13 protein-coding genes are annotated in these 12,519 nt (G+C 35.1%); 4 read left to right on the forward strand and 9 right to left on the reverse strand.

All coding sequences use genetic code 11. The annotated features are described in order from the left end of the window. Positions 1–201 precede the first annotated feature (201 nt). The 5 genes from ACFWDE_RS27725 to ACFWDE_RS27745 form a co-directional block, all read right to left on the reverse strand. A complete protein-coding gene (locus ACFWDE_RS27725; protein ID WP_377896037.1) occupies positions 202–1,467 on the reverse strand; it encodes an S-adenosylmethionine decarboxylase related protein in 1,266 nt (421 codons plus the stop codon). Between the two features lie 243 nt (positions 1,468–1,710). Further along, positions 1,711–2,379 carry an LSm family protein gene (locus ACFWDE_RS27730; RefSeq protein WP_377896038.1) on the reverse strand — a complete coding sequence of 223 codons (669 nt, stop codon included), beginning with the start codon at positions 2,377–2,379 and terminating at the stop codon, positions 1,711–1,713. Positions 2,380–2,543: 164 nt separating this feature from the next. Beyond that, positions 2,544–2,993, reverse strand: a complete 450-nt coding sequence (locus ACFWDE_RS27735) for a spore coat protein (protein ID WP_377896039.1) — start codon at positions 2,991–2,993, stop codon at positions 2,544–2,546. A 20-nt stretch (positions 2,994–3,013) separates the two neighbouring features. After that, positions 3,014–3,523 (reverse strand): spore coat protein, encoded by a 510-nt coding sequence (locus ACFWDE_RS27740; RefSeq protein WP_113938010.1) that lies wholly within the window; start codon positions 3,521–3,523, stop codon positions 3,014–3,016. A gap of 238 nt (positions 3,524–3,761) precedes the next feature. Then, positions 3,762–4,001: a helix-turn-helix domain-containing protein gene (locus ACFWDE_RS27745; protein ID WP_002010190.1), complete on the reverse strand. Its 240-nt coding sequence runs from the start codon at positions 3,999–4,001 to the stop codon at positions 3,762–3,764. Between the two features lie 182 nt (positions 4,002–4,183). Here ACFWDE_RS27745 and ACFWDE_RS27750 point away from each other — a divergent pair, with 182 nt between their 5' ends. Continuing rightward, entirely contained in the window at positions 4,184–4,552 is a 369-nt protein-coding gene (locus ACFWDE_RS27750; RefSeq protein ID WP_377896040.1) for a hypothetical protein, read from the forward strand. Positions 4,553–4,727: 175 nt separating this feature from the next. On the opposite strand, the gene ACFWDE_RS27755 is transcribed toward ACFWDE_RS27750, so the two are convergent. Beyond that, the gene (locus ACFWDE_RS27755; protein WP_193648024.1) at positions 4,728–5,777 is read right to left on the reverse strand and encodes an NAD(P)/FAD-dependent oxidoreductase; all 1,050 of its coding nucleotides are present in this window, start codon (positions 5,775–5,777) and stop codon (positions 4,728–4,730) included. A gap of 338 nt (positions 5,778–6,115) precedes the next feature. On the opposite strand from ACFWDE_RS27755, the gene ACFWDE_RS27760 reads away from it, so the two are divergent. From ACFWDE_RS27760 to ACFWDE_RS27770, 3 genes are read left to right on the forward strand one after another with little or no spacing between them, the layout of a single operon-like run. Then, positions 6,116–7,033 (forward strand): iron-hydroxamate ABC transporter substrate-binding protein, encoded by a 918-nt coding sequence (locus ACFWDE_RS27760; protein WP_000732562.1) that lies wholly within the window; start codon positions 6,116–6,118, stop codon positions 7,031–7,033. A 48-nt stretch (positions 7,034–7,081) separates the two neighbouring features. Further along, positions 7,082–8,122, forward strand: a complete 1,041-nt coding sequence (locus tag ACFWDE_RS27765; protein ID WP_377896041.1) for a FecCD family ABC transporter permease — start codon at positions 7,082–7,084, stop codon at positions 8,120–8,122. After that, on the forward strand, positions 8,119–9,126 hold the full coding sequence (locus ACFWDE_RS27770) for a FecCD family ABC transporter permease (protein WP_377896042.1): 1,008 nt from the start codon (positions 8,119–8,121) through the stop codon (positions 9,124–9,126). Before ACFWDE_RS27765 ends, ACFWDE_RS27770 begins: the two co-directional genes overlap by 4 nt. 44 nt (positions 9,127–9,170) lie before the next feature. Here the strand turns inward: ACFWDE_RS27770 and ACFWDE_RS27775 are convergent, their stop codons facing one another. The 3 genes from ACFWDE_RS27775 to mtnK are packed head-to-tail and all read right to left on the reverse strand — an operon-like array spanning position 9,171 to position 12,154. Continuing rightward, the gene (locus ACFWDE_RS27775; RefSeq protein ID WP_377896043.1) at positions 9,171–9,812 is read right to left on the reverse strand and encodes an L-fuculose-phosphate aldolase; all 642 of its coding nucleotides are present in this window, start codon (positions 9,810–9,812) and stop codon (positions 9,171–9,173) included. Positions 9,813–9,868: 56 nt separating this feature from the next. After that, a complete protein-coding gene (gene mtnA / locus ACFWDE_RS27780) occupies positions 9,869–10,912 on the reverse strand; it encodes an S-methyl-5-thioribose-1-phosphate isomerase (protein WP_377896044.1) in 1,044 nt (347 codons plus the stop codon). A 12-nt stretch (positions 10,913–10,924) separates the two neighbouring features. After that, entirely contained in the window at positions 10,925–12,154 is a 1,230-nt protein-coding gene (gene mtnK / locus ACFWDE_RS27785) for an S-methyl-5-thioribose kinase (protein WP_377896045.1), read from the reverse strand. Positions 12,155–12,519 lie beyond the last annotated feature (365 nt).

Genomic DNA, 12,519 nt, shown 5'->3' on the forward strand with positions numbered 1-12,519 from the left:
AATATAAATACCTTTAAAGCTTTTCTTTCTTCATAAATCAAGCTCTTGTATTTGTTCATATAAAAAACTCCTCTTGATCGATACAAAAAAACATTTCCACTGTTATCTCTTTAAATTATAAGTATGAAATTGCTTTCAGGGCAATATGTAACCTTATAATACTAAAAGGAAGAAAATCTCTCCTTCCTTTTTGGTCACAACTTATATCCATCTTACTCTATCGTGTAGCAGTCCATCCGTAAAATTATTTTGCCCTATTACAAAATCCTTCATATATAATTTTAAATATTCGCCGTACTTACCTTCTGTATTTAATAATAATTCCTCGACATAATAAGCCCCTTGTCCAAATTGATCTAAAAGTAAACTGCACAAGCCTGCATAAATTCCACACCCTACTTGGAAGTAAGTTGCATTCGTTTTATATTTATGAAAAACTTGGCTGCTATTCATCACATTATACATATATGTCTCGCTATTTTCATAAACGAGTAACACACCAACTAGATCCTCTCCCGCGACCTCTTCTTCCGCTGGATTAAATACTTTACGATTCCAGTTCCATAAATCTTCTACTTTATCTAAGTTCTGTCTAATTATATTTGTCGTATACTCATTAATTCGATAAAGAAAACCAACTTCCATATTGAAGTTTTTTCCTAAAATTAAAACTTCCTCATGCGGCATTAAACAACCATAAAACTCTTTTTCTCCCAACTTCACTTTATACTCTGAAGCATATACATCCTCATAAAAGTAAAGTGGACGATGATGGCTCATATACATAGGATAACTCCATATCGCTTCATCAAGAAAACGCTCTACTGCCCATGATGCATAAAGTGTATGAGGTTTTATTAGCCCTTTATCACCCAAAAATGAATTATCATGTTCTACAATATAGCATGCTCGCGGCTTTTCATTTGGACGTTCTTTCATAAGTTCAACAACCATCCATTGAACAACACCCGGATTCATACCTGAGCCTATAATCGCTCTTGTATTTGTAAATGTTTCTTTCTCCTTCTCAAACCTCGTATACCTTTCCGTAAGCTGAAAACCAAGTAAACTATCGTCCTGATCTACCGCCTCATTTTCCAAAGCCGAATTAATGTAACAAATGCCAAGGTCATTACAACAACTCAGTACCCTAATCGTATCTGTCCCTGAAACATCAATAACAACCTTCGTTCTTTTTTCTTTTAAATGTTGTTTAAATTTGACTACATCTTGAAGGTTTATTTCATATAAAAAAAATTGCTCTTTCAGATTTGGAAACAACTCATCATAATAACTTTTATCTTTTTGTTTTATATCCACCAAATGGAAGTTCATATTTTTTATCACTTCATAAATTGGATCTTTTTCATTTACTACCGCTTGATTCAAAATTGCTAACACTGCTTTTGCTGCTCCACCAGCACTGCCAAGCAATGTAATCGAAAACGAATTTGGAAACTGCTCCACAAACAAAACCCCTTTAATAAAGTAGTTGAGCAGCACTTCCTCAAAAAGTGAATTGAATACACCAAAAGGTAGCTCGTACATCTTTTTTATAATTTCGTACAAGATTACCTCTTTATAAGTAAAAACAGTAACATACTTATATATTCAATTCACTTTCCCCCTCATATCCAAATAGCGATAAACAAATAGGCTCGACCTTTTCTTCCGCATATATAAAAGAAAAAGCCAGCCCTTTAAACTAGCCTACGGACAATGGACAGATTTTACATGTTGAAGATTTACATACATTTTTGCATCTCGGGCCTTTAATATTTCAATATGTCCTTCATCAATCTTCGCCATTTTGCCAATTTTATTGGATTCCTCGCCTAAATCGAATACCATAATTTTTCCAGACAATTTAATAAGTTGTTCTTCAAACGTTCGAGCTAACGTAATATTTAACGGATTTACGGGGAGTTCATTTTTATTGAGGGAATAAGGCACTTGGTTTTCTTTATACGGAATTAACCATTTCAAGTGCTTTAAAGATATATATACAGTTTTATAAACTGGACTATAAAAAACAATATAATCATTCATTACACTTGTAACATAACCATGTATTGGAGCATTTCCTGCCACATAAATTTCTGTAAAAATCCCTTTAGATGTGATTAATACTTTTCTCAAAGAAATTGAAGGGGATTCCCTCTTAATTACAGAATCCACATCTGGTTTTAATATTTCTTCATCATGCTCTCTTAAAAATTTATAATATTGGATATGGTATAAAGATATATATACATAGTCTTGTCCATTGTAGAGAACAACAATATCATTTCCTACATCAATTAATACACCTTTAAATCTTTTTTCACCGATTAATTTAACGTATATATTTTCCCCAATGTTCTTGTTTAACTCATTCATCTATATCCTCCTTTCTATAAATTTTTACTTTCCTATTTTCTATTTCTAAAAAAATAATCAGGGGCAATGTTCTGTCTTAATAGTAAGGACTTCCTTTTCATACTATCCGAAATAAGAAATCGTTCTTCACTTTCCATCATAATGCCCCTCTTATTTATTAAACATTATTCATCTTCATTCTTTTTACATTTAACTACTTGATTCACACTCTTAATATGATAAATAATCACGTAAATGACTTCATCACCATTTACTAGCGTAATGCATTCATCATGTACTTCACTTAATAAACCTTCCACACACTCTGGTCCACCACGATTAACCTTTATCCACTTATACTTCAGGTCTTTTAATACATCTAAAAAAGTATCTTCCTCAGAATAGAAACATGAACCATAGTAATCGTCACATTTTGTTTCTTTCACTTTCTTGACTAGACTCTTCACATGTTTCAACTGATAATATACTACTTCTCCATGAGGTAATTGTAGTGTAAGGTAATCTTTCCCCAACGATAAAAGTACACCTACTCGACTTTCCGGCCCGCGCAGATTTACCTTTACATTTTCACCGACTAAACCTTTAATTTGATCACAGCATAATAGACTCTCCAATTTCATATCCTCCTTTCTTATTATCTTCCTCTTCTTGATTGTCTTTGTGCACGAGCTCGACTTGAATCATTGCTACTTTCATCACTTTTCTCATCGCTCTCTCCACATACTGATTCGTTATAACTAACACTTTTAATATGAGCTAGTGCAATTAATATAACTTCCTCTTTTATAATTAACGTTACATAATCACAAGAAACGTCTTGTAAAATGCCTTCAACTTTCTCTGGACCACCACGATTAATTTTTACCCAGCGGTATTTGAAGCTTTGAAGTAGCTTTTCAAAATCTTCTGCACAGTCATATTCCAACCAGCCACAATCATCTGTTACACAATCTTTCGTATTCTTTGTAATACTTTTCAGATGGCGAAGCTGATAGTAATAGCGCTCTCCTTTTTCATTCTTTAATACGAAGTAGTCCGTACATACTGATACTATTGTTCCTTTTTGAGATTCTGGTCCACCTCTGTTTACTCTTACATAAGATCCAATTAAATCTTTCAAAAAATCACAATGAAGTAAACTCACGAGAAAACCCCTTCCATTAATTTATAAGCTTTTGCACTGATAGTATATGTATCTGTACAGGTTACGTTCTCTATGTTTGTCCCAGCTATGAAAAAATATGCTTTTAACATGTAGTACTCATGCCTACAAAATTCTCTTCCATTCAACTAAGTCACGAGATTCCAATGATTTTTTTTACAAAAAAATCCCGTATTAAGATACATTCCTGCATATCTTAATACGGGATCTTTTCATAAGTTTAATCTTCGTCTTTAACATCCATATCTTCTGGAATTGGTTCGTTTAATATTTCTTCCACTAACTGCTTATATTTCTCCATTTGTTCTAAATGTGTATTAAACTGTTCCTTGTTTATTAAATATTGCTCTCCATCAAACAGTGCACGAACTTTCTTTTGCTGAATTAAGTCTTCAACATACGATTTTGGTAATTTCAAATACTCCGCAGCTTCTTCTATCGTTATATACAATGTGTTCATTCCTTTATTGTTTTTTCATATATATACTGTATCTTACTTTATTTTTGTAAACAAATAAAAAAGATTTTGTAAATGCGAATCAAAAAGCAGGTAGATGCATTCCATATATTGTATAATAGTATAGTAAGTATTTTTTTAAATATAGAATGGTATTACCCATTTACACAAAGGAGAGTTAACATATGGCTACTCGTCACATCATTACAATGTTAGAAAAAACATTACGAATTGAAACAGAAAACACAATTTCTCATCTATCTAATTCTTTATCCGATCGTATTCTTTCACAAAGTGCAGCAGTACATGAAATCAATTGCTATCATACGATTGGCGAATGGTACAAAAATCATTTCTTATTCCAACAAGATGATTTCCTTTGGGCTAAATACGTTTTCTATGACGCATATTGTGAGTCTATAAAAAAACAAGGTCATCTTACAAAACGCGTTCGCCAAATATTAGAATCATTAGCTCGAAAACACGGAAAACAATACATTGCATCTATACTAAATATGCCATTTCCTAATGAACAGGCAAAAGGGACAGCATAAACCAATCCTAGATTCATTGTTTTCTAGAGAGATTACAAATAAAACGTTCATGTCACATGAACTAATGAAACCGGTGTCATGATAATGATTGAAGATATAATAAACAGGAAAACCCCCATTTACCTCTCTCGTCCATACGAATAGAGAAGTAAATGGGGGTATACTTGTTCCTTTATTATTTCATCATCTGCTTTATCAATTCTCGATTTCTCTTCTTAAATACTTCATTATGAGAAGAAACCATTCCGTACTCACTTGCATCAGGTTGAATAAATTGTTTCGCTTTATTCACAGCATTTCCAGCATCTTGGAACGCTCCTGCGATTAAATGTAATTTTCCGTCATGCTTTAAAATATCTCCAGCGGCATATAATCCGTCTACCGAGGACTCACTATTTGCATTCCCTGCGATATAATAATTATCAACAATAGCGACATCTAGCTCACTATTTTCCAATAATGTAATGTCACGTTCATATCCATGATTAATAATAACTTCATCAATAGGTAAATGAGAAACTTCACCTGTCTCATGATTCGTTAATTCTACATATTCAATTGCCTCATGATTATCACCAGCAATTAATTTTGTAATCGATGTATTAAAGAAGCACTCCGCCGAACTGTTCATAAGTTGTTTTACTTGTGCTTCATGACCAGATAATTCTTCTTTTCTATATGTTAAATAAACTTTTTTCGCGATTGGTTCTAATTCGTTCGCCCAATCAATTGCAGAGTTCCCTCCGCCTGAAATAATTACCGTTTTATCTTTGAAACGTTTTAACGATTTAACTGTATAATTTAAATTTGAGACTTCGAATCTCTCCGCACCCTCAATTGATAACTTTTGTGGATTCAATATACCACTCCCAGTTGCGACAATCACTGTTTTGGAAAAATGTTCTTCCCCAGAGCTTGTTTTCAACGTAAAAATACCCTCTTCATTACGAATAATTGATTCTATTTTTGTATTCAATACAACTTCAGGCTGAAATGTTAATCCTTGTTGTACAAGTTGCTCAATTAATTTCTCACCAGTAACCGGTAACAATCCGCCAATATCCCAAATCATTTTTTCCGGATAAACATGTATTTTTCCACCTAACTGTGGCTGAAATTCTATTATTTTCGTTTTCATCTCTCTGAGTCCACTATAAAAAGCTGAATAAAGCCCTGCAGGTCCTCCGCCTATCACAGTTACATCAAACAATTCTTCTCGATTCATTCGTGCCCACTCCTCAGCTATCAGTCATTGATTATCATTCTCAATAAAATATAACCTGTTTCCGCAAAATTTACAATCAAAATTACTATTGACAATACACCTATATAAAATTATATTATTTAAAGAATCAATAGTGATAATCATTATCAGTTTGTTAATAATTAGCAAATTTGGGATTACATCTTCTTTCATTAATATGGTCAATACTATATTGTGAAATCTCATATTCAAGATTTTCAATAAACATTTTGTATTCTGTATTACCACTACTCTTTCAAAAAGATTGCAGTTAAACAAATTATTGTATACACATATCATCTATTTAAAGGAGAAAGACGATGAAAAAATTATTTATTTCACTAACAGTTCTGTTCGTCCTTGTTATGAGTGCTTGTAGCAATGGTTCAACAGACAAGAAGAACGACGCAAAAGGTAAAAAATCAGAAACAATTACATACCAATCAGAAAATGGTAAAGTAGAAGTTCCAGCAAATCCACAACGTGTTGTTGTCCTATCATCATTCGCTGGTAACGTAATGTCATTAGGTGTAAACCTTGTTGGGGTAGACTCATGGTCTAAACAAAACCCACGTTTCGATAGCAAACTGAAGAATGTCGCTGAAGTATCAGATGAGAATGTTGAAAAAATTGCTGAATTAAATCCAGATTTAATCATTGGGTTATCAAATATTAAAAATGTTGATAAGTTAAAGAAAATCGCTCCTACTGTAACATACACTTACGGAAAAGTTGATTACTTAACACAACACTTAGAGATCGGTAAATTATTAAATAAAGAAAAAGAAGCAAAAACTTGGGTTGATGATTTCAAGAAACGCGCACAAACAGCTGGAAAAGACATTAAAGCGAAGATCGGTGAAGATGCAACAGTTTCTGTTGTTGAAAACTTCAACAAACAGCTTTACGTATACGGCGAAAACTGGGGCCGTGGAACAGAAATTCTTTACCAAGAAATGAAATTAAAAATGCCTGAAAAAGTAAAAGAAAAAGCTTTAAAAGAAGGATACTACGCATTATCTACTGAGGTATTACCTGAGTTTGCTGGTGATTACTTAATCGTAAGTAAAAACAAAGATACTGATAACTCATTCCAAGAGACAGAATCATATAAAAACATTCCAGCAGTAAAAAATAATCGTGTATATGAAGCAAACATGATGGAATTCTATTTCAATGATCCACTTACATTAGATTTCCAACTAGACTTCTTCAAGAAGAGCTTTCTTGGTCAATAATACAAACATGAGGAATTCTTAATTTAAGAATTCCTCTTCCTTTATTCTATGAAAAGAAAAGATGTGAAACGAATGAAAAAAGAGCAAGACAATCTACGTTCCAATGCTTTTACATACAAATTAATTTTGAGTATCATTGCATTCTTTCTTATTTTTATGTTTGCAATGGTGTTAGGTGCTGCAGATACTTCTATAAAAGATGTATGGTTAGCACTTACTTCCTCTGCTAAAGGAGATAAGTTATCCATCCTTCGTGAAATACGTTTACCACGTGAAGTTGCTGCTATTTTTGTAGGAGCTGGACTCGCTGTTTCTGGTGCAATTATGCAAGGATTAACACGAAATCCACTTGCTGACCCGGGATTACTAGGCTTAACTGGTGGCGCAAATGCTGCACTTGCACTAACACTTGCCTTCAATCCTTCTATAAGCTACCTTTACTTAACACTAGCTTGCTTTATCGGTGCTGCAATTGGCGCTATTATGGTATTCGGAATTGGCATGGTGAAAAAGGGCGGACTTTCCCCTCTTCGAATTGTATTAGCTGGTGCTGCTGTTTCAGCATTTCTCCTTGCGATCTCAGAAGGTGTTGGCATTTACTTTAAAATTTCACAAGATGTATCAATGTGGACGGCTGGGGGCGTAATTGGAACGAATTGGAGCCAATTACAAATTATTATTCCGGTTATTTCAATAAGTATATTTATCGCTATCTTACTTGCAAAGAAATTGACAGTTCTTAGTTTCAGTGAAGAAGTTGCCGTTGGACTCGGTCAAAAAATTATCGTTATTAAAACGATTTTATTTATCATTATTATCTTGCTTGCTGGTGCTTCTGTAGCACTTGTCGGAAACATGGCATTTATCGGACTTATGGTACCCCATATGGTTCGTCCAATCGTTGGACCAGACTACCGTTTTGTTATACCAATGTCAGCGATCGCTGGTGCTTCCTTTATGCTGCTCGCAGATACAATCGGACGTACAATTAACGCTCCGTATGAAACGCCAGTTGCTGCAATCGTCGCAATTGTAGGATTACCATTCTTCCTATTCATTGTACGTAAAGGAGGAAGAACTTTCTCATGATGCAATCTATTCTAAAGAAACAACGCCTTATCATACTTGCATTACTTATACTTACCATCACAACAATTGTAATTGGAATGGGACTCGGTTCTGCCGCTCTCTCCTATGACAGATTAATCCCAACACTTATGGGACAAGGTACATTTAAAGAAGAATTCGTTTTATATTCTTTAAGGCTACCTAGAATTATCATTACATTATTAGCCGGTATGGCACTCGCTTTATCTGGTGCTATCCTGCAAGGTATTACACGTAACGATTTAGCTGAACCTGGCATTCTTGGAATCAACGCTGGAGCTGGTGTTGCAGTTTCCATTTTCTTTTTATATTTTCCAATTGACGTAGGTTCTTTTCTTTACTTACTACCAGTCGTTGGGTTTATCGGTGCTTTCCTTACTGCTGTTCTAATTTACGTATTTTCGTATAGTAAATCAACAGGACTTCAGCCAATACGATTAACCTTAACCGGTATCGGGTTTTCATTTGCACTATCTGGAATGATGATTGTTCTTATTTCATCAGCAGATCGTATGAAAGTCGACTTTATTGCAAAATGGATAGCCGGAAACATTTGGGGAGATGACTGGATCTTCGTTTACGCAATGCTTCCATGGTTAATCGTATTAATCCCATTTGTTTTCTATAAAGCAAATCGATTAAACATTCTAGCATTAAACGAACCGGTCGCAATTGGTGTCGGCATTGAAATTGAAAAAGAACGAAGATACTTATTAATTGCAGCCGTTGCACTTGCTGCTGCAGCTGTTTCCGTAACAGGAGGAATTAGCTTTATCGGACTTATGGCTCCTCATATCGCAAAATCTTTAGTAGGTCCAAGGCATCAAATATTCATGCCTATCGCTGTTTTAATTGGTGGATGGCTATTACTATTTGCAGACACAATCGGACGAAATATCGTTGAACCTAACGGTATTCCCGCTGGTATTGTCGTTGCTTTAATTGGTGCACCTTACTTTATGTATTTGTTACTTAAGAAAGCGTAAAGAAACACCCTCAAGAGCGAAATCTTGAGGGTGTTTTTGGCTTTCTACTGCTGCCCATACCCTTCAAACTTCTTCGCCAAATTCTCCATCTCGTCTTCTGGCAATAATTTCGGTTCCCCAACACTTTTCGTTTGATAATAAATTTGAGCACAAAACTCAATCTCTTCTGCAATAGTAAACGCCATTTTTATATTATTCGCTCCAGCCATTAAACCATGATTCGCAAGTAACACTGCACGACGATCAATCATTCCTTCAAAAGCAGCCTCTGCTAATTGCTTTGTACCAAATGTTTCATACGGTGCACAGCGGACATTCGGGCCTGCAAAAGCAATTAAATATGACACAGCAGGAAGTTCCCATCCTAATGATGCGATTGTCTTCGCATAAGGAGAATGTGTATGCACAAGCGCATTTATATCTTCACGATTTCTATAATAGATAAGATGCATATCTAATTCACTTGAGGGTTTTCTCTCTCCCTCTATCACTTCACCATCTAAATTCAATATAACTACATCTTCAAGCGTTGTTTCATAATAATCTAAACCGCTTGGGCTAATTGCAACAAGACCTTGTTCACGATTAAAAATACTAATATTACCGCCAGTCCCCTTTGTTAAACCACTAAAAATCATTTTCTTTCCGTACGCTACAATTTCTTCTCTTTCTTTTTGCAGTAACATATACATCCCCCTAAGTATGAAGCTTATGATGACTATTTTTCTAAAAAACTATCTACTTATTGAAATAGCTTTTTTAAATTCTCCGTAAACGGTGCTTTCACAATTCCTTTTTCCGTAATAATCGCTGTTACATTGTCAGATGGCGTGACATCAAATGCCGGATTGTATACTTTACTTCCTTGCGGAGCAGAGTATTGTCCGAAACGATTGATCACTTCAAAAGCATCTCTTTCTTCAATTGGAATTTCTTTTCCTGTCAGTGTTTTCAAATCAATTGTCGGCGTTGGTGCCGCTACATAAAACGGAATGTTATAATATTTAGCTAAGATCGAAACACCTAATGTTCCAATTTTATTTGCTACATCACCGTTTGCTGCTACGCGGTCACATCCAACGATTACCGCATCAATTTTCCCTTGTGACATGACCATTGCTGCCATATTATCTGTAATGACCGTTACATCGATTCCCGCTCGCTGTAGTTCTAATGCTGTTAACGTTGAACCTTGTAATCTAGGGCGTGTTTCATCCGAATAGATTTTTAAGTCCCATCCTTTTTCTTTCGCTAAGTACATTGGAGCTGTCGCAGTACCGTACTTCGTCGTTGCTAACGCCCCTGCATTACAATGCGTTAATACTCCCATGCCATCATGGAATAATGTTAATGCGTGCTCTCCAATTTGACGGTTAATTTCTTCATCTTCTCTATGAATCTCTTTTGCTTCTTCTAATAATCTATCTTTCAACTGCGCAATTGATAAATGAGCATTCTCTTTCGCTACACTTTCCATTCTTTCAAGCGCCCAAAATAAATTTACTGCCGTCGGTCTTGATGTCGCTAAGTATGCACATACTTTTTTTACTTCCTCTATGAATTCTTCCGCCGAACTTTCAGCAACTTCCTTTACCCCTAAATACACACCATAGGCTGCTGAAACACCTATTGCCGGTGCTCCTCGTACTTTCATTACTTGAATCGCATCCCACACACCCTCAGCCGTTTTAAAAGATTCATAGACTACTTCGTTTGGTAATACCGTTTGATCCAATAACACTAAAGCATCATCTTTCCACTGAATTGGTATTAATTGCCCTGCCATCATCTTCTCCCCTTACTTCGCATTCTGCACAAATTGTTCTTTTAGCGTTTCTATAAAGCTTGCACCTGTTTTATATTGTTTCGCCTGCAAAATAAATTTCTTCGCTGCCTGAAGGCAAATTCGTTCCGCTCTGGCGCGTGCTTCCTCATTCTCAATACAAGTAATATCCTTTACCTTTGCTAGCCCAACAATACGACGAATTAATTCAAGACCCGTCACTGCGGCTGTATCCTCTAATACAGATTGTAAATAAACACGATTAAAGCCTTCTTCCTTCGCCATAATCTCTGTCACATGAATATCCCAAGCATCTAAAAATTTCTTCTTAAATAAATCAATTACATCTACCATTGTAGATTGTAGCCAATCCATATATGTATCTTTCTCAGCTCCAGGCGGCATAGTCTCATCTGCATTCACCCAAGCAAATATTAAATTCGCCATTACATTCCCAACGTCATATCCCATAGGTCCGTAAAAGGCAAACTCAGGATCAATAACCTTTGTAGAATCACTTTTTACAAAAACAGAACCAGTATGTAAATCACCATGGAGTAAAGCTTGTGCATTCGTCATAAACGCAAATTTAAGCTTTGCTACTTCCATACGAAGTTCCTTATCGCTATATATATTCTCTCTAATCCAACCTTCATTTAATTGAAACAATTCGTTGCGTTTATTATGATTTGTGAATGGCTCAGAATATACGAGGTCCTCTGTAATCTCGCATAACTCAGGATTTATATAATTTTTCACGAGTTCCTTCTTCTCTTTATGATTCATTACAACATCTGATGTTAATAGAAGAGTATTTACCATAAAGGTAGTTAAATCGTCAGCAAGACTTGGAAATATTTGATGATTCATGAGTGCTGTACGCAATATTGTGTGATCTGATAAATCTTCCATCACACAACAATTCATCACACTATCAAACAAATAAACCTTTGGAACAAGCCCCGATGCTAACTCCTCCTCTAACTGCAAAACATCAGATTCAATACGAATACGATTCGTCGACAACTTAAACTCATCTGAAATACGCGCTGTATCCCCAGCTTGCTTTACAATGACAGAAATATTCTCTTTTTCATCCCAAACACGGAACACATAATTTAAATTGCCATCTCCTATTTCTTTACACTTTAACCCCTTTGCGTGTTCGAACTTAGATAGCTTCTCTTGCACATATGTCATCACATCTTTAGCTTCCATTAAAAAATACTTCGTGAACTTAGACATGGCTTCCCCTCCACACTAATTGTAAGCGTTTTCTAAAAGCTATAAAAAAAATAATAGGGTGAAATTTTTTATCCTACAACTAATGTCTTCTTTTTGAAAGATGTATCTAGATTTTATTATAGCTCGTTAAAGATGGGAGTCAATGCTTCCATTTCCCTAGTTTATTCTCTATAACTAAAGGAAAACTTTAATCAATCGAGGGTTTGTCTATCCCTATTGATTATTAACTCGCACCAATTGGGCCTCTACAGTCAGCCGGCTCCGCCCTAACTTCTTTATTTTCCATTCGAACTTCGATGTGGGAATCTTATTGTCCATAAATTGCGGGATAAGTGTTAAAAATTACGAATTTCATAACACATTGA

This window comes from Bacillus sp. NPDC060175, assembly GCF_042728695.1.
Classification (GTDB): Bacteria; Bacillota; Bacilli; order Bacillales; family Bacillaceae_G; genus Bacillus_A.

Coding starts and splice junctions, on each gene's coding strand:
- ACFWDE_RS27730 (WP_377896038.1), bottom strand. CDS start 2,379: ATGAATGAGTTAAACAAGAACATTGGGGAAAATATATACGTTAAATTA.
- ACFWDE_RS27765 (WP_377896041.1), top strand. CDS start 7,082: ATGAAAAGAAAAGATGTGAAACGAATGAAAAAAGAGCAAGACAATCTA.
- ACFWDE_RS27750 (WP_377896040.1), top strand. CDS start 4,184: ATGGCTACTCGTCACATCATTACAATGTTAGAAAAAACATTACGAATT.
- mtnA (WP_377896044.1), bottom strand. CDS start 10,912: ATGGCAGGGCAATTAATACCAATTCAGTGGAAAGATGATGCTTTAGTG.
- ACFWDE_RS27745 (WP_002010190.1), bottom strand. CDS start 4,001: ATGAACACATTGTATATAACGATAGAAGAAGCTGCGGAGTATTTGAAA.
- mtnK (WP_377896045.1), bottom strand. CDS start 12,154: ATGTCTAAGTTCACGAAGTATTTTTTAATGGAAGCTAAAGATGTGATG.
- ACFWDE_RS27755 (WP_193648024.1), bottom strand. CDS start 5,777: ATGAATCGAGAAGAATTGTTTGATGTAACTGTGATAGGCGGAGGACCT.
- ACFWDE_RS27770 (WP_377896042.1), top strand. CDS start 8,119: ATGATGCAATCTATTCTAAAGAAACAACGCCTTATCATACTTGCATTA.
- ACFWDE_RS27760 (WP_000732562.1), top strand. CDS start 6,116: ATGAAAAAATTATTTATTTCACTAACAGTTCTGTTCGTCCTTGTTATG.
- ACFWDE_RS27775 (WP_377896043.1), bottom strand. CDS start 9,812: ATGTTACTGCAAAAAGAAAGAGAAGAAATTGTAGCGTACGGAAAGAAA.